The following is a 17,949-nucleotide window of genomic DNA, read 5'->3' as shown; positions in this document are numbered from 1 at the left end:
CATTTCTTAAATAAATGAGGTGTCTGTGAAAGAGCATATACTGTTTTAAACACTAACAATTTCATTTAATACAAGATTGCAATTCATTTCACTTGAAAATGGGGTGTCTACGGTAGATATTTCAGCCGATTTACCATGTATTTCTTATATAAATGAGGTGTCTGCGAACCGTAAATTATAAAAAATGCTTTTTCAATCCCTCTTCAGAAAACAGGAAGCTGAGTCAGCTTCCTGTTTTTCGTGTTTGTTCTCCTATGTAATTATGGTAAAATACGGCTAAGACCATTTGAAAGGATGAGATCGATGAATCATACAGCGGACAATTGTATTTTTTGTAAAATCATTGACGGGCAAATCCCTTGCTCAAAAGTATACGAAGATGAACATGTACTTGCATTTTTAGATATTAGTCAAGTAACAAAAGGACATACTCTTGTTATTCCGAAAGTTCACAAACAAGACATTTTTGCGTTAACGCCAGAAATCGCATCACATATTTTTGCTGTCGTTCCAAAAATCGCAAATGCAATGAAAGCAGAATTTAATCCAGTTGGCTTCAACCTACTTAACAATAACGGCGAGAAAGCTGGACAAACTGTATTCCACTTCCACCTTCATTTAATTCCACGCTACGGTGAAAACGATGGTTTCGGTGCTGTTTGGAAATCACACCAAAATGAATATACAATGGAAAATTTACAAAACATCGCAAGTACAATTGCAAATAGTGTGAAATAGTGCCACTATAATAAGAAGTAATACATAATAAGCCGATTCCTCTGGCATTTATTGTATGGCTTCTTTCTTCACAAAAAATGCCGGGGATATGATTTTTTGTGCATAGCATGTACAAGAGAGAAAAGCTCACTTTTCTTCCCCTTGTCTTAAAGATATGCACACTTTTATACATCATGAATACGAACGAAAAATAAGGAGGTTTCCTTTTATGTCAAAAGCTAAATCCTTTATTACAGGTGTACTTTGCGGCGGAGCAGTTGCTGGGCTAGCCGTTCTTTTCTCAACTCCTTCTTCTGGTAAAGCTATGCGCGGTAAGCTGAAAGAAAAAGGAACTGATATTAAAAAAACATTAGCTGATATTACAGCTGATACGAAGTTATTAAAGCGTCAAATCGTTGAAACTGCTTCAGAAGGTAAAGAAGTATTCCAAGAACTAAAAGACGATATGCATGACACGCTTTCTAACTGGAAACAAGATATTTCTCAAAACAAACGACATATTGAAAAAGAAATTTTAGACATTCAAAAGTCAATTGAGAAACTACAAGAAGCCGTTCCAGAAAAAGCGTAAACATATTCCTGCTTAGTTTTTTGCATATAACAAATATTTTTCATACGAATTGACCTTAACACGGCATATCACATAGATATGCCGTGTTTTTATGCATTTACAATATATGTTATCCCTTAACATGTAAAGACAACACATGTATTCTCGACTCATAAAACGCTTCCATAGTTATGCATGATTTGTATAGAATGTTATTTTTCCGAAAAATTTTCACAATTCTCACAAAAAGACTTTATTAATTTTTATTTTACTGGCATAATAGATAATAATGAAAAAAGAATGTTAAAGTGGGTGAGTAAATGAAAAGTGGAGAAAAAAATTACTCGGTAAAAGAAGCGATGATTTTCAGCCAACGTATTGCTCAATTATCGAAAGCGTTATGGAAATGCGTAGAGAAAGATTGGCAACAATGGATTAAACCTTACGATTTAAACATTAATGAGCATCACATTTTAACCATCGCTTATCATTTAAAAGGGGCTTCTATTTCTGAGATTGCTAAGTTTGGAGTTATGCACGTATCAACGGCGTTTAACTTCTCTAAAAAGCTTGAAGAACGCGGCTATCTTATATTCTCAAAAAAAGAAGATGATAAACGAAATACGTACATTGAAATTACAGACAAAGGGGAAGAATTACTGCTTCGCTTAATGGAGGAGTATGATCCTGAAAATAATTCTGTTTTTAATGGAGCACTTGAACTTCGTAATTTTTATGGTAAGTTCCCAGAAAATATCGAACTGATTGCAATCCTGCGTAATATTTACGGACAAGACTTCATCGATATTTTTGAGAAATCATTAGAAGATATTGAGGAGAACTTTACGGAATCCGATCAAAAGTTAGTTAAGAAATAATCTATTTATTTTTTCGCAATCATGCTTAAGAATTCATTCATAAGCGGCTTAAATAAACCTTGTTTTGCTAGCGCTTCCGCAGTTTCGTGTACTTCGAGCTGATGTGGAAGCGCTTTTTCAAATTGATCTAATAGCGCATCAAACAATAGAAGGCCTTCTGCTTTCTCCACTACATATTGTTCGTTCAGTTTTTCACAAAGTTTTAGTATACGTTCAATGTCTTTTTTACGAGCTTTTTTCTTTATGATTAAAGAATAAAATGGACACTTTTCTTCATCAATCATTTTAAATAGTAGGTCTACGTAGTATTCAGCTTGTTCTAGTCTTCTTACAACGTCCATTTTCTCCCTCGCTTCCTAACACAAAGTCTTCTATTTCTGAATTTTGTAACACGAATAAAATATCGTATGATACAATATATAAAGTATATGTATTTTAGCCAAAAGGAGGTCTCGCCTCATGACTCTTATAACCGTTGTTTTTGTTGCATTCGCACTTCTTGTTATATTTTACACGAATTTCATGACACATACACTGTGTGAGCGAAAACAAATATCTGCGAGCCGCCAGCCCGGTGTCTTTCGAGTTATTAATGTATGTATTACCATTCTATTAATTTCTAGTTATGTAGAAATTATATTTCATGGAAAGTGAGGAAGGAAGCCCCTTCCTCATTTTTTTCCTCTATAAGCAAATTATACCTACTATAACTAATAAAATAAACAGTACAAGTAATAAAATAAGTTTTGAATTCATCCCCCATCCCCTCCTCTTTTCTGTATATGCGACATGCGCCCAATATGGTACCCTTTCAAAATCTGACACAAACTGGTTAAAATTTCTTTATCAATAGGAAAACCCGTCGAAATATGATATATTAAATTTTGTACATATTGCTTATACTATGAAACAAACGACACGCATCTAAACTTTATCCTAAAGCCTCGGTAAGCCCTGTTAAGCGTGCTTTTACATATAAAAAAAGCAAAGACATCAGTGAGACTTAATCAGGTTCTTATGAACGAAAATAACCTATCATAAGGCGTTTCTTCATTCGTATGGGATAAATTAAAAATACATAATAGTAGGAGTGTTTATTGAATGAAGAAAGCTATGCTTGCCTTAGCCGCAACAAGTGTAATCGCATTATCAGCATGTGGAACATCATCATCATCATCAGACAAAATTGTTACATCTAAAGCTGGTGACATCACTAAAGAAGAGTTCTACAATCAAATGAAGACACAAGCTGGTAAACAAGTACTAAATAACATGGTTATGGAAAAAGTACTTATTAAAAACTACAAAGTCGATGACAAAGAAGTAGACAAAAAGTTCGATGAAATGAAAAAGCAAGTCGGTGACCAATTCGATACACTAATGAAACAACAAGGCCTTAAAGAAGAAACAGTTAAAAATGGCGTTCGCGCTTCATTAGCTCAAGAACAAGCTATCGAGAAAACAATCACTGATAAAGAATTAAAAGATAACTACAAGCCTCAAGTTAAGGCAAGCCACATTCTTGTAAAAGATGAAGCGACTGCTAAAAAGGTTAAAGAAGAACTTGGACAAGGTAAATCTTTCGAAGAGTTAGCGAAACAATACTCTGAAGATACTGCTTCAAAAGAAAAAGGTGGCGACTTAGGATTCTTCGAACATGGTAAAATGGTTAAAGAATTCGAAGATGCTGCTTATAAACTGAAAAAAGATGAAGTAAGCGAGCCTGTAAAAACACAATTTGGTTACCATATCATTAAAGTAACAGACATTAAAGAACCAGAAAAATCATTTGAGCAATCAAAAGCTGACCTGAAAAAAGAGTTAGTTGCGAAGAAAACACAAGATGCTCAATTTATGAACGATCTTATGATGAAAGAAATCAAAAAAGCTGACGTAAAAGTTGACGACAAAGATTTGAAAGATCTTTTCGAAGAACCAAAAGCTGACGCTAAAAAAGACGAAAAGAAATAATGAAGTGAAAAAAGCTTGGGTAGCCCCCAAGCTTTTTTATTTTGTAGTAGTTTTTTTGCCGATAAATCGATATACTCCCTCACCTTACTCCATTCAACACAAAAAAACCTTGGTTTCGTGCAACACGAAACCAAGGTTTATCTTATTATCATTGATTAAATTAAAAAACTATGGTAAATTAGTACAGAAACGCATTCACTAAAAATAAAATAATGTATTTATCCGTATCTTAATTGTACACCAAAACACATCTTCAGTCAACCTCTATTTTTCACTTTTAAAGGAGTGCTTACGTATGAACAAAAAACTTGATCAAGAGCAAAAACGATTGGATACCGTAATAGAAACGATTACGGAGCAAATTGATAAACTGGAAAGCGACACTGGCAGACGCCGAGCAGAAGTAATCAACATTCGTAAACACTTCTGGGATGATGTTAAAGTTAACACTGATACTTTTGACGATTATCTTGAAACAGTTATCAACTTAAGACAACAAGCTCAGTCACTAGCCGTAACACAAATTACCCATAAGCACACCTTTAATCGACTTGCCGCACTACGCCGTATGCATAAAGCACCTTACTTCGGACGAATTGATTTCAAAGAAGAAGGCGAATCTGGCGCAGAACAAATTTATATCGGGGTCGCTACACTTACAGATGCAAGTGGAGAAAACTTTCTTATATACGATTGGCGCGCACCTATTTCAAGTGTTTACTACGATTATCCACCAGGACCGGCTGAATACAGCACACCAGGAGGCGTAATCTGCGGTAATGTAGAGAAAAAATTACAATATATTATTCAAAATGGCGAGATTGATTCAATGTTCGATACGAGCCTCACAATTGGAGATGAAATTCTGCAACAAGCGCTCGGAAAAGGAACAAACAAACATATGCAAAGTATCGTTGCTACGATTCAGCGCGAGCAAAATGAAATTATCCGTCACGATGAAGGGCGACTACTTATCGTTCAAGGAGCTGCTGGTAGTGGTAAAACATCAGCTGCCCTGCAGCGAATCGCCTACTTACTATATAAATATCGTGAATGGCTAAAAGCAGATCAAATCATTCTCTTCTCCCCTAACTCCATGTTCAACAGCTACGTATCTAACGTACTGCCAGAACTCGGCGAAGAAAATATGCAGCAAGTTACATTCCAAGAATATTTAAACCATAGACTCAGTAAGTCATTTGACGTTGAGGATCCTTACGAGCAATTAGAATATATGTTAACTGAAACGAATAGCGCAAATTATAAAACTCGAAATGCGAGCATTCGATTTAAAGCATCTACTCAATTTTTCGAGATGATTAGAGCGTACAGACAATCTCTTGAATCTTCAGGCATGCTATTTAGAGGAATGAAATTTAGAGGAAAACTGATTGCCTCTGCTAAAGAAATTACAGAGCAATTTTATAATACTGATTCCTCCCTCCGCTTCCATAATCGAATTGAGAAGTTAACGGATTGGCTAAACAAACAAATAGACACAATTGAAAAAACAGAACTGAAAAAGCCTTGGGTAGAAGAAGAAATTGAACTACTTAGTAAAGATGAATACCAAAAGGCTTATAAATATTTACAGAAAAAAGGCGAGTTTGACGACAACTCCTTTAATGATTTTGAGAAAGAAACGAAAGTACTTGGACGTATGATTATCCGTAAAAAATTGAAGCCGCTTCGTAAAGGTGTTCAAACATTGCGCTTCATCAACTTCACAGGCATATATAAACAACTCTTCACAGATGCATCATGGGTTGCTGGGGAAAAACCTAAAGAATGGGACGACATTTGCTCATTAACTGTGAACATGCTTGATGAAGGAAAGCTACATTACGAGGATGCGACTCCATTTTTACTTTTAAAAGAATTAATTGAAGGCTTCCAAACGAACAGATCGATTAAACACGTACTTGTAGACGAAGCACAAGATTATTCTCCATTTCAGTTCGAGTTTTTAAAACGTCTCTTCCCTGCCGCAAAAATGACAGTACTCGGAGACTTTAACCAAGCGATATTTGCTCATGCGAGTGAGACAGTTAATTTCAATACACTTACTAGCTTATACGGATCAGATGAAACGAACGGCATCAACTTAACTCGTAGCTATCGTTCAACAAAACCGATAATTGAATTTACACGGGACCTCGTACCTGAAGGAAAGAACATTAATGCATTTGAACGTGACGGTGAAAAGCCTACAGTAACTAAAGTTTCGGATTACAGTGAGCTGCATGAGCGTATCACTTCCAAAGTTGCTGAACTACAAAAACTACAGCACAATACGATCGCAATTATATGTAAATCCGCGGCTGAAAGTGCCGCTGCATACGAGGCACTCAGTCATATCGAGAATATTAAACTTGTGAAAAGTAACTCAGCCGAGTATGAGCAAGGCATCGTCGTTATCCCTGCTTATTTAGCGAAGGGTATCGAATTTGATGCTGTTATTATTTACGATGCTTCTAAAGATGTGTACAGCGATGAGAGCCTACGTAGATTGTTCTACACTGCTTGTACGCGCGCAATGCATGAATTGCAGCTTTATAGCGTTGGTGAGGTTAGTCCTTTTGTAACAGGGGCTGCTTCGGAGAGTTTTGAGCTTGTAACGAAAACACCTTGATGATTCAAGGTGTTTCTTTTTTATGCAGGATTTACACCATCAAAGTAGAATATACCATTTTAGAAAAAGCTAAGGAGTGACAAGATGAACCATTATTTTATTGCTATTTATGACGGCGTGTTTCCTACCGAAAAATTACATAACATTTTACAATCTCCCCCTACTTTTACCGCCCTAAACGTCCGTCCTTTTGAAATCTCATCACCAAGACCTTTCACATTATTAGTTGGTGCAGAGCACGATGCACTCACAACTGGTCTTACAGATACATACCATTTATTAACGAAAGAGTTGCAAAAACTAGAAGAACAAGAAAAGTACTATTACGTATACGATTATAAAATTAGAAAAACTATCGATAACCCGACCGAAAAATGTTTTCCATTAGCCACGATCCATATAAATGTTACGAAATTTCATAAGATGATTCAAAAAGTAAAAGACTTAAAACGCCCAGTATTTGCAGGTTATCACATCACTTCTCATGATGCAGACATTCTTACACTTGATGTACTTTTATCTTCACCTTTATTAGATCCTAGCACTTCCGAAAAAGATGCGGAAGAATACTCCTATTTACAACAACTAACTGAATCAATCTCTCGTTCTGAATTATGTATTTCTATTAAAGAAAGTGCGCTTATTTAGACACGAAAAAGAGGGTTATTTATCATAACCCTCTTCTACTATCTATTTACGTTTGTACTTAATCATAATAATGCATTCTTTTATATGCAACTTATATAAGTATCAAGGTGTTTTTCTCATTCTAAACGACATATCTTTACGCCGATATACACTCAGCACGATCCCCATTATAAATGCATGAAATAGAGTTGGTATCCATCCGTAACTAATAAAAGGTAATGATATAGAAAAACGTGGTAATATCCCGAGGATCATGCCAACGTTACAAATAAAATGGATTACAAAAAGAGTCACTCCGCCAACGAGAAGCAATTTACCATAACCATCATTTATTTTATAAGCTATGTTCATTATTCTTACTGCAAAAAGAGAAAGAATAATGACAAGAACTAGCGCAAGTACATATCCATAATAGTAAGTCAAACTCGCGAATACAAAATCAGTATGGGCAGCAGGGATAGACTTTATATTTCCATATGTACCAAACCAACCTGCTGAAGACATCGCCTCTTTTAAACGTAAATCCCATTGATCATGCGCTGGGTTTATAAACCCTAAAATTCTAGCTATCCGGTATTCTTTTACAGCAGACCAGGAAAATAGATCCCTAATAATCAATGGTAAAATAGGCAATATTGTAATGAGCCATGCCGTTTTCTTTCCTAGCTTACTCCACCAAAGCATAACAAATACCATCGTAATGTAGATGAAAATTGGTAAAAGAATTGATGTGGTTGAAAATAGATATAAAGAAAATACGTACAACATGAGAAGATGCATAAACTTTAACCTACTATTATTGAAAAAAGAAGCCCAAGCTAGAAAGAAGAATGGTATCGTCATTAAACAGTCAATTTTGATGGGGCCAATTTTTATTATTGCTTCCCCAATCACGTAACCAGTCGGAAAACATTTTATCATTAACAAGATAAGTACACCGATTGTATAAAACAGCCACCCGAGCCTCTCTAACTTCCGATAATTAAGTAGCATGATCCCAACAGCTGTTGCAATGCCGAGAATAACAAAAATTACTTTGTTCATTAATAAATCGTTCGTATGCCCAAGAGCGATTATTGGCAAAAACCCTAACCCCATCGCAGCCACTAATAAAATAAGTAAGAACCAATCCACCTTTGGCTTATGAAGTTTATTAAGTTCTTGTCCTAGTTTAATCGGACTTCCCATTTGTTCCACAGCTTTATTTTCAGCAATTTCCTCACTTAACCCTTTTTCTATCCATGTGTTCTTTGCCTGTTTTAAGTGAAAATCTAGTTCGGTTGCTACAAAGCTCTTTGCTTCTTTTGATTTAATATGATTCGTAACCTCGCTTACAAAACGCTCCCCTTTTTTATTCAATTTCGCCTCACTCCTGTACTAAGCCTTTTAATATAAATTGTACCTTCGTAGCATTTTTTTCTGCCTTTCGCAGCATCTTTCTTCCTTTATCATTTAATTGATAATATTTCGCTCCTGCATGATCCCAACTCGATTGGATAAAACGATTCTGTTCTAGACGATGTAATACGGTATATAAAAACCCTTCATTTCCTTCGAATTTCCGAATCCCTCTCCCTCGTAGTAACTGTGACAATTCGTATCCTGTTTTTTCATTACTGAGGAGTTGTAAAATCGCTAAAGAGATGTCCTCTTCCTTTTCGTTTGACGCATTGATTTTTTCGCGCACCTGCTTTCGATGTTGATCAGAAAAACTCAAATGTTTAAACGTTGTATTCTCCATTGATTTTCGCAGGCCTTTTAATCGATCTTCCATTTGATTATTCCTCCAATCCTTTCTTCAAAAGCTCCTTCGCTTTTTTCAGTCTCGTTTTTATCGTATTTTCTTTCACTTCTATTACGATAGCAATCTCTTTAATTGATAGTTCTTCATAATAAAATAGATAAATGACCTCTCGGTATTTTATCGGTAAATTCATTACTGCAGAAGCCAATTCACGGTCCTTCTCATTTTGAATGACAGTTTGTTCGACACTATCATTTTGAACCCCCATATAAGCAGCTTCATCCTCTGTCACGATCACCTTTTTGTTATACCAACTTTTTATGTAGTCCTTACATTGATTAATCGCAATTCTCCACAACCACGTTTTCACATTCGATTTCCCTTTGTATGTATGAAGAGATTTATAACATTTCACAAATATATCTTGCGTTACATCCTCAGCGACTTCTTTATTGTTCACATATGAATACACAAGCTGTAAGACTTCTTGTCCATATTTGTTCATTATTTCATCGATAAGGAGTTCCTTATCTTCTATTTCAAACGCTTCTATAGTTAATTCATCCACATCATTTCCTCCTTCCCATATATTAGACGACGCACTGTATGGAAAAGTTTTATAAATTCATAAAAAAACGGTTGGAAATGTCCATACCGTTTTGTTCATCCTCTACTATTTAATTTTTTCTAAAACAAAACTTTTAATATTCCCCGCACTTTTTATAGCTTGCGATACGTCTGTTTTATTAAGTTCTTCAAAATAAGGATATCTGACTTCAATCGCATAACTATTTAACTCTGCACAATCATCTATTAAATCATTGAACTCCATATTAAATTCAGCACATTCCTTTACTAACAGCATTAAATTATGCGTTTTAGGCGGATGAAGTTCTTTTAAACGTTAAATACCCCTTTAGATATTTCTCAGCACACTGTTGACAATGATAACAGATAATTGCAAAAGGAATAGGCATTAAAGACAATAAATGATTAGAAACTCTAAGATCTGAATCTGCAATTTCAAACCATAAATTTGCCTCACTGAAATTTTTCATACAATACCTTACCTTCTTCAGCAATCTTGTATTCCATTGTTACAGGATTACCAGAACGCTCATTAAATTCTTCAGAACCGTAAACAAGTAAATCGACTGGTGTTTTCATTACATCGAATATACTTAAATTCAATTTCTTTAAGGCTTCTCTTTTCCTCTTACCAATACCATCAACCACTACACACAAATCAAAATCACTATCCTCATTAGGCATACCGTAAGCATGAGACCCAAATAAAATAATTTTATTAACATCAGAAAGAGAGGAAGTCATTTTATCTACTAATTGATTTAACTCTTTTTGAACATTAGTATTCATTCCATTCACCACTTTAAATTAATCCTTCTCAATAAATCCTAGCTGTAGAAGCAAATTAATAAATTGATTCATTTCAACTCTAATAGACTACTACAATTGTTAAGTTATTCAAACGATATAATAATACTTATTATACCTTTCGTATCCATATCCTGTTAAGCAACAAAAATCTACACTCAGTTAATTTCAGTACACTCTGTACAAATATAATAAAACAAAAAACCGCATGAGGACTCTCCCTCACGCGGTTTATTTTTAAGCTAACGCAGCCGCCTGTTCTTGTTAATCTACAGGAATTACAGCATCTCTTAATGCTTTTTCTAGTTCAGCTGTGTATTTCATTCCAATGCTATCATCATTTATGGTGCCAACAAAGACGGATTATGCATTAGTTTCATAACAGTATGAATAAATAAACACCTATTACGAGTATAAAAAATCGGCTCACTACATAATACCTATGTTTTCAGTGATACTCTATTACCACCGAACTAAATGTATATAATTTTAACTACATGATAGCAAGTTAATTTTCAAATATCTTCTTGCGCATAACCCTAAATTTATTATCCATTTGTATCATGCTTATAAATAAAAGATATCCTATCGATGCACCGAGCATATTTATAGCAATCCGCCACACATCAAAAACATCAGACAAAGTTAGTAAATGTAATAACTCCCAAGCAAAAAAGGTCATAGCATACCACTTACAAGCTTTCTTATAGTTCGTCACTTTATTGATCAACACTGGAACGAAAAATCCAAATGGAACTACCAATATTATATGTTGCAAAACAGTTAACCAATACGTTGAGTTCCCCCAAGGACCTGGATGTGCAATAAAATCTTTAATTTGCCAAAGTGTTATTCCAAAAAGTTGTAACAGCGTTTCTAAATCAGATATATGTAAAAATTGCTGCCAAAATTCAATAGGATGATAGACAGTTCCACCTGTCAAACTACGAACAGAGTCAAATGTAGAATTTGAAATAAACGCTCCTAAAAAGACAATAAAACAAATGATTATATAAGGAATACATAAAATTTTTGATACTACCTTTAATGGCCTAGGAACTTCGTATACCGATTGATTAATCTCTAAACCAATAACTTTTGATTCGCCAAAAGTTTGAATCGCTTTATACACCGCTTCTTTTTCATTCATACCTTGTTCCATATATTCTTCTTTCAAGCTGTTCAAGTGATCATATATTTCTAGAAATAGCTCATCCTGTTCGATATTACTAAGTTCTGAATAAGCTAAAATGGACTTAATATACTCATCAAATTCACTCATAAATAACTCCTTTCTGACAAGTTTGAATTAATGATGTTACACGCTCCCAAGAGTTCACTTTCTTCTGCAATTCTTTTTTCCCTTTACTTGTAATAGTATAAAATTTCCTTTTCATCCCATTCTCAGATTGATTCCAATAAGATTCAAGAAATTCCTTTTTTTCTAATCGCTTTAAAGCTGGATACAAAGTTCCCTGCCCCATACTATACAAATCTTCACTTGCATCCTTTAAACTTTGGGCTATTTCATATCCATACGTATCACGTTTTGCAATGATAGAAAGTAATAAAATATCTATACTTCCCTTCAAGATTTCTTTGTCCAACAATACCACCTCCTTATATACATCGTATAACAACATATGTCGTTATACAACACAATTGAAATAATACCCCATAAAAAAAACCACCTAAAGGCTCCCCTTCAGGTGGTTCTCTATTTTACGCTAACGCAGCCGCCTGCTCTTGTTGATCTACAGGAATTACAGCGTCGCTTAGCGCTTTTTCTAATTCAGCTGTGTATTTCATTTGCTCTTCTTTGCTCCAGCCTAGTTTCGCAGCCATGTAGTTGATTACTGCTTCTTTCCACTCGTATACCCAGTGGATGTTGAAGAATACAGCGCCTCTGCGGCGTACGAAGAAGTCAACTGGTTTCGCTGTCATTTCGTAATCCATTGCGTATACAAGTGGGATTAGAACGTCTAGCGGCATGTTGTATTCTTTCGCTTCGTCTTTATGTTTTTTCGCTAAGTCAAACAGTACGTCAACGTTAGAGCCGTAGAATTTCGCGAATTTTTCCGCTTGTGCTGTCGTTAAACCATATTTCGTACCTTCGCCTGCTTTTTTCGCAACAAATGCTGGGAATCCGTGTGAACCACTTACATGACCACCAGAGATTGGCATATGTTTCGTATCGCTCTTCTTATATGCGCTATGGCCTTCTTTTTGTAATAGATTCGTTACGTAGTCTACTACCATTTCAGCCATTTTGCGGTATCCTGTTAATTTACCGCCCGCGATTGTAATTAAACCAGATTCAGAAGTCCAAATTTCATCTTTACGAGAAATTTCAGATGCATTCTTACCTTCTTCATAGATTAGCGGACGTACACCAGCCCAGCTTGATTCCACATCTTTTTCTGTAATTTTTACACTTGGGAACATGTAGTTAATCGCATTAATGATATATGTGCGATCTTCTGTTGTCATGTGCGGTACAGCTGCGTCTTTATCATAGAACGTATCTGTTGTACCTACGTACGTTTTTCCTTCGCGAGGAATCGCGAACACCATACGTTTATCTGGTGTATCAAAGTAAATTGCTTGCCCTAATGGGAAACGTTTTTGGTCAATTACTAAGTGAACACCTTTTGATAACTGAAGTACTTTACCTTTTTTCGAGTTATCTTTTTCACGAAGTGTATCTACCCAAGGACCAGCTGCGTTTACAATTTTCTTACCGTAAACTTCATATACTTCTCCGTCTAGTAAATCGATTACACGTACACCGCATACTTTTCCATCTTTATATAAGAAACTGTCTACTTTTGCGTAGTTAACAGCTTTCGCACCATGCTCAATCGCTTCTTTCATTACTTCAATTGTAAGACGCGCATCGTCTGTACGATATTCTACGTAGTAACCGCCGCCTTTTAATCCTTCTTGTTTTACAAGAGGCTCTTTATTTAGCGTTTCTTCACGGTTAAACATCTTTCTGCGCTCACTTCGTTTTACACCTGCTAAGAAGTCGTATACACGAAGACCAATTGATGTACTGAATGACCCGAACGTGCCGCCTGTATGGAACGGAAGTAACATCCACTCCGGTGTTGTTACATGGGGACCGTTCTCATATACGATCGCACGCTCTTTCCCCACCTCTGCTACCATTTTCACTTCAAGTTGTTTTAAATAACGTAAACCGCCGTGTACAAGTTTCGTTGAACGACTTGATGTACCTGCTGCAAAGTCCTGCATTTCAAACACAATTGTTGATAAACCGCGTGTTGCCCCATCTAATGCAATACCAGAACCAGTAATACCTCCACCAATTACGATCACATCTAACTCTTGTTTATTTACTCCGTTTAATACGTCTTTACGTTGTTTACTTGAAAATTTCATGGTAATTCCTCCCTTTGATAACGAAAAAAGAGACCACAAGCTCCGCTATAGATTTCGCCTCTATAGCGTGTTGTGGTCTCTCCAAATCTCCTACCGAATTATTAACTTGTCATCATTATAACACTGTTTATGATTATTTGAAAGCTTTAGTTGCTTCAATTGCTTTTTTCCATCCAGCATATAGCTCTTCGCTTGTTTCCGCTTCCATCGTTGGTTCAAAGCGTTTGTCCATATGCCACTGTGCTTTAATTTCATCTTGGTTTTTCCAGTATCCAACCGCAAGACCAGCTAAGTATGCTGCACCTAAAGCTGTCGTTTCATTGATCACTGGACGCTCTACAGGAACATCTAAAATATCACTTTGGAACTTCATTAAGAAGTTATTCTTAACTGCCCCGCCATCAACGCGTAATGTATTCAGTTCAATACCTGAATCTGCTTCCATTGCGCATAGTACATCTTTCGTTTGGTATGCTAAAGATTCTAGCGTTGCACGAATGAAATGCTCTTTCGTCGTACCGCGCGTTACACCAAACATAGCGCCGCGTACTTCACTATCCCAGTATGGTGTGCCTAGTCCAACGAATGCTGGCACTATGTATACACCTTCAGTTGATTCAACACGGCTAGCGTACACTTCGCTCTCGCTCGCATCTTTAAACATACGCAGTCCGTCACGTAACCACTGAATTGCAGAACCAGCTACGAAAATACTTCCTTCTAATGCGTAATTCACTTTACCATCTAAACCCCATGCAATTGTTGTTAATAGGCCATGCTCAGAAGCTACTGCTTTTTCGCCTGTGTTCATTAACATGAAACAACCAGTTCCGTAAGTGTTCTTCGCCATACCTTCACCGAAACAAGCTTGTCCAAATAATGCTGCTTGCTGGTCACCAGCTACACCTGCGATCGGTACATTTTGACCGAAGAAGTGATAATCAATTGTTTCTCCATATATTTCAGATGATTGACGTACTTCTGGAAGCATGCTCTTTGGTACTGTTAACATGTCTAGAAGCTCATTATCCCACTGTAAGTCGTGAATGTTAAACATTAATGTACGTGATGCATTTGAGTAATCTGTTACGTGAGCTTTCCCGCCAGACAATTTCCATACAAGCCATGTATCAATTGTTCCGAATAATAACTCGCCGTTTTCTGCTTTTTCTCTTGCACCTTCAACGTTATCTAAAATCCATTTTACTTTCGTACCAGAGAAGTATGCATCAATTAAAAGCCCTGTTTTTTCGCGAACCATCTCGCTATAACCTTTTTCTTTTAACTCATCACAAATTTCAACTGTTTGACGAGATTGCCATACGATTGCGTTATAAATTGGTTTTCCAGTCGTTTTATCCCATACAACCGCTGTTTCACGTTGGTTCGTAATACCGATACCAGCGATTTGTTCTGGCTTCACATCTGCTTCGCTTAAGCAAGTTGCGATAACTGCTAAAATAGATCCCCAAATTTCTTGTGCATTATGCTCAACCCAGCCTGGCTTTGGAAAATGTTGTGTAAACTCTTTTTGAGCTGAATGAACGATTTTTCCTTCTTTATTGAAAAGAATTGCGCGTGAGCTTGTTGTTCCTTGGTCTAATGAAAGAATATATTTTTTCATATCAGTTTCCCCCTATGCTACTTTTCTACTATTTGTAGTAGCTCCACTTTTTTTACTTGTCATATAAGAGATTGCTAGTACAATCACAGTTGCAATAATTACATAAATAAGTGCTGAATTTTGTTTTCCTTCAAATACAACTTGATGGAATAATCCTGCAAGTGATCCACCTAAAATTGGACCAACTACTGGAATCCATGCATACTTCCAATTTGAACCGCCTTTTCCTGCAATCGGAAGGAAGAAGTGTGCAATACGCGGACCTAAATCACGAGCCGGGTTGATTGCGTATCCTGTTGTTCCACCTAATGATAAACCAATACTTACAATTAAGAAACCTACGATAAATGGATTTAAACCATCTGCAAATTTATTTGCTCCAATTGCTAATATACCAAATACTAAAACGAATGTTCCAATCATTTCACTTAAAAGGTTTGTAAATGTGTTCGGAATTGCTGGACCTGTTGCAAATACACCTAACTTTGTTCCTGGATCTTCTGTTTCTTTCCAGTGTGGTAAGTAATGTAAATATACAAGAACTGCCCCGATAATTGCCCCAATCATTTGTGCTGCGATATACATAGGTACGTCACTCCATGGGAACGCTCCCTTAAACGCAAGTCCTATCGTTAAAGCCGGATTCAAATGTGCCCCACTAATTGATCCAACTGCATACGCTGCCATAGCAACCGCTAGACCCCAACCCATTGTAATTACAATCCAACCAGAATCTTTCGCAAACGATTTCTTTAAACTTACACCAGCGCAAACACCGCCACCAAGTAAGATTAACAACGCAGTCCCTATTAATTCCCCTAAAAATGCTGACATAAAATCCCTCCACAATCAATTTAAATGCTTTCGAAAAGTGATAGAGGTAAAATGAATGGCCATTCGTTTTTTTCAAAAGAAAAAGATCCACAGCTTACATGCTTCTATATAATATATATAGAAACAATAAAATGTGGATCTCTTCTTTTCTCCGTCACGTTTATTAACTTGTCTATAATGTTAACCCTTAATGAAAGCGGTGTCAACAGAATTTTTTCACATTTTCGTCACTTTTTTTGGTAATGTTTCCATAGTTCTTTTTTCGATGTCGTAATTGCTGTCGCACCAGCATTTAACGCTCTTTCAACGTCTTCTACCGTTCGAATAAAACCACCTGCTAAAATTGGTACACCTGTACGCTCTTTCACCTCAGCAATGACACCCGTTAACGCACCAGGAAGCACCTCTATATAATCCGGCTTCGTCTTTTCTAGCAAATTACAGCTCTTTTCCATTGCGCTAGAATCAATTAAAAAGATGCGTTGAATGGAGACGACACCTTTTTGCTTCGCCTTCATAATTACGCTCGCCTTTGTCGATAATAACCCGTACGGTTTATATTCTTGGCATAAAAACTCCGTCGCATGCCCATCACTTTGTAATCCATGGATCAAATCCACATGTAAAAATACTTTTTTATTATGCTGCTTCGCAAGCGACACAACACTCTTCAATTGACCGACATGAATATCTAAAATAACAATATACTCATACGAACTATGTAATAGCTTTTCCAAATCTTTAATTTGCCTCACTGCCGGCAAAATCTTTTGCTCATGAAATTCCATTCTATATATCCCCTTCCTGTCTATTCTTTATAGTACACAATTTGAGTAGAAAGAACAGCTAGTGCGGGGAATTATTTCCTCTATCTATATATTTTCTTCAACTTATCAGAAGCAGTGCCACCTATGACCATTAATATGAGGGGTAAAAAATTCATTACATACGGTGCATCTGCTACAAGTGTAATGCTTACTCCTGCAAACTTATTTAACATCCATACAACGATTTTCGTAATAAACAAAAATACTCCCAGCATGAATAGACTATCAAAAAATACCTTCCATTTTGGATACGCCAACTGCTTACTATCCTCAATTACCTTCTGCGTCAACTCTTCGTCACTCCTCAACAACTCATCAATCGTAATACCGAACAGATCGCTTAAATGAATAATAATTTCAATGCTCGGATAGTTCTTTCCCGTCTCCCATTTCGAAACAGACTGCCTGCTTACATGAATTTTTTCAGCCAAATCATTTTGCGACCAATTTCTTTTTTCCCTTTCTTCTTTTAAATGTTCGCTAAAAATCATACTGTGTTTATCACCTCTCTACGTCTAGTATGGTCAAATAAATGATGAAGAGTAAAGCTAGTTATCGTTGCGTAACCTGTGCAACTTGTGCGTTACACTTTAAAATGGCGCCATTTCATACTCTATGTCATGCAGATTTCATATGTTTTTCTTCTATAATAATTTCCCGAACAATAAAAAGAAGAGAAATAAAATACTTTTCTCTTCTTCAA

General features: G+C 36.1%; 21 protein-coding genes. 7 read left to right on the top strand and 14 right to left on the bottom strand.

The genetic code is table 11. The annotated features are described in order from the left end of the window. Positions 1–303 precede the first annotated feature (303 nt). The 3 genes from I6L50_RS11315 (at position 304) to I6L50_RS11305 (ending at position 2,166) form a co-directional block, all read left to right on the top strand. Positions 304–738: an HIT family protein gene (locus I6L50_RS11315; protein WP_001016832.1), complete on the top strand. Its 435-nt coding sequence runs from the start codon at positions 304–306 to the stop codon at positions 736–738. Between the two features lie 208 nt (positions 739–946). Continuing rightward, positions 947–1,309, top strand: coding sequence for a YtxH domain-containing protein (locus tag I6L50_RS11310; protein WP_002011120.1), 363 nt, complete (start codon positions 947–949; stop codon positions 1,307–1,309). Between the two features lie 299 nt (positions 1,310–1,608). Then, entirely contained in the window at positions 1,609–2,166 is a 558-nt protein-coding gene (locus I6L50_RS11305) for an HTH-type transcriptional regulator Hpr (protein ID WP_002134805.1), read from the top strand. A gap of 5 nt (positions 2,167–2,171) precedes the next feature. Here the strand turns inward: I6L50_RS11305 and I6L50_RS11300 are convergent, their stop codons facing one another. Continuing rightward, a complete protein-coding gene (locus tag I6L50_RS11300) occupies positions 2,172–2,507 on the bottom strand; it encodes a DUF1878 family protein (protein WP_002134804.1) in 336 nt (111 codons plus the stop codon). 118 nt (positions 2,508–2,625) lie between these two features. Here I6L50_RS11300 and I6L50_RS11295 point away from each other — a divergent pair, with 118 nt between their 5' ends. The 4 genes from I6L50_RS11295 to I6L50_RS11280 all read left to right on the top strand — a co-directional run bounded on the left by I6L50_RS11295 (position 2,626) and on the right by I6L50_RS11280 (position 7,417). Continuing rightward, positions 2,626–2,820, top strand: a complete 195-nt coding sequence (locus I6L50_RS11295; protein WP_000172693.1) for a hypothetical protein — start codon at positions 2,626–2,628, stop codon at positions 2,818–2,820. 447 nt (positions 2,821–3,267) lie between these two features. Next, positions 3,268–4,137 (top strand): peptidylprolyl isomerase PrsA, encoded by an 870-nt coding sequence (gene prsA, locus I6L50_RS11290; protein WP_219301512.1) that lies wholly within the window; start codon positions 3,268–3,270, stop codon positions 4,135–4,137. A 295-nt stretch (positions 4,138–4,432) separates the two neighbouring features. Further along, entirely contained in the window at positions 4,433–6,769 is a 2,337-nt protein-coding gene (gene helD, locus I6L50_RS11285) for an RNA polymerase recycling motor HelD (RefSeq protein ID WP_219301508.1), read from the top strand. Positions 6,770–6,853: 84 nt separating this feature from the next. Beyond that, complete coding sequence (locus tag I6L50_RS11280) at positions 6,854–7,417, top strand: hypothetical protein (protein ID WP_219301506.1); 564 nt, start codon at positions 6,854–6,856, stop codon at positions 7,415–7,417. Positions 7,418–7,519: 102 nt separating this feature from the next. On the opposite strand, the gene I6L50_RS11275 is transcribed toward I6L50_RS11280, so the two are convergent. From I6L50_RS11275 to I6L50_RS11220, 13 genes are all read right to left on the bottom strand, one after another. Beyond that, positions 7,520–8,776, bottom strand: a complete 1,257-nt coding sequence (locus I6L50_RS11275) for an FtsW/RodA/SpoVE family cell cycle protein (RefSeq protein ID WP_219301504.1) — start codon at positions 8,774–8,776, stop codon at positions 7,520–7,522. A 7-nt stretch (positions 8,777–8,783) separates the two neighbouring features. Continuing rightward, a complete protein-coding gene (locus I6L50_RS11270) occupies positions 8,784–9,191 on the bottom strand; it encodes a PadR family transcriptional regulator (RefSeq protein ID WP_016128876.1) in 408 nt (135 codons plus the stop codon). 4 nt (positions 9,192–9,195) lie between these two features. After that, the gene (locus tag I6L50_RS11265; RefSeq protein ID WP_219301502.1) at positions 9,196–9,729 is read right to left on the bottom strand and encodes a sigma-70 family RNA polymerase sigma factor; all 534 of its coding nucleotides are present in this window, start codon (positions 9,727–9,729) and stop codon (positions 9,196–9,198) included. Positions 9,730–9,834: 105 nt separating this feature from the next. Continuing rightward, positions 9,835–10,026 carry a HEPN domain-containing protein gene (locus I6L50_RS34800; protein WP_257475382.1) on the bottom strand — a complete coding sequence of 64 codons (192 nt, stop codon included), beginning with the start codon at positions 10,024–10,026 and terminating at the stop codon, positions 9,835–9,837. A gap of 13 nt (positions 10,027–10,039) precedes the next feature. Beyond that, entirely contained in the window at positions 10,040–10,138 is a 99-nt protein-coding gene (locus I6L50_RS34795) for a HEPN domain-containing protein (RefSeq protein WP_235661821.1), read from the bottom strand. A gap of 64 nt (positions 10,139–10,202) precedes the next feature. Next, a complete protein-coding gene (locus I6L50_RS11255) occupies positions 10,203–10,538 on the bottom strand; it encodes a nucleotidyltransferase domain-containing protein (RefSeq protein WP_002087180.1) in 336 nt (111 codons plus the stop codon). A gap of 526 nt (positions 10,539–11,064) precedes the next feature. Continuing rightward, positions 11,065–11,838: a VanZ family protein gene (locus tag I6L50_RS11250; protein WP_219301500.1), complete on the bottom strand. Its 774-nt coding sequence runs from the start codon at positions 11,836–11,838 to the stop codon at positions 11,065–11,067. Then, entirely contained in the window at positions 11,831–12,163 is a 333-nt protein-coding gene (locus I6L50_RS11245; protein WP_061674045.1) for a PadR family transcriptional regulator, read from the bottom strand. Before I6L50_RS11245 ends, I6L50_RS11250 begins: the two co-directional genes overlap by 8 nt. A 115-nt stretch (positions 12,164–12,278) precedes the next feature. After that, positions 12,279–13,961, bottom strand: coding sequence for an aerobic glycerol-3-phosphate dehydrogenase (glpD, locus tag I6L50_RS11240; RefSeq protein ID WP_002064106.1), 1,683 nt, complete (start codon positions 13,959–13,961; stop codon positions 12,279–12,281). A 133-nt stretch (positions 13,962–14,094) separates the two neighbouring features. Next, positions 14,095–15,585, bottom strand: coding sequence for a glycerol kinase GlpK (gene glpK / locus I6L50_RS11235; protein ID WP_219301498.1), 1,491 nt, complete (start codon positions 15,583–15,585; stop codon positions 14,095–14,097). 12 nt (positions 15,586–15,597) lie between these two features. Beyond that, positions 15,598–16,419, bottom strand: a complete 822-nt coding sequence (gene glpF, locus I6L50_RS11230; protein WP_070141165.1) for a glycerol uptake facilitator protein GlpF — start codon at positions 16,417–16,419, stop codon at positions 15,598–15,600. A 227-nt stretch (positions 16,420–16,646) separates the two neighbouring features. After that, positions 16,647–17,207: a glycerol uptake operon antiterminator GlpP gene (gene glpP, locus I6L50_RS11225; RefSeq protein WP_000394293.1), complete on the bottom strand. Its 561-nt coding sequence runs from the start codon at positions 17,205–17,207 to the stop codon at positions 16,647–16,649. 80 nt (positions 17,208–17,287) lie between these two features. Next, positions 17,288–17,737: a helix-turn-helix domain-containing protein gene (locus I6L50_RS11220; protein ID WP_219301496.1), complete on the bottom strand. Its 450-nt coding sequence runs from the start codon at positions 17,735–17,737 to the stop codon at positions 17,288–17,290. Positions 17,738–17,949: the final 212 nt, after the last annotated feature.

The sequence above is a fragment of the Bacillus sp. FDAARGOS_1420 genome (genome assembly GCF_019344915.1).
GTDB lineage: Bacteria > Bacillota > Bacilli > Bacillales > Bacillaceae_G > Bacillus_A > Bacillus_A mycoides.
The sequence above is the reverse complement of the archived record's forward strand: the minus strand, read 5'-3'. Positions and strand labels throughout refer to the sequence as shown.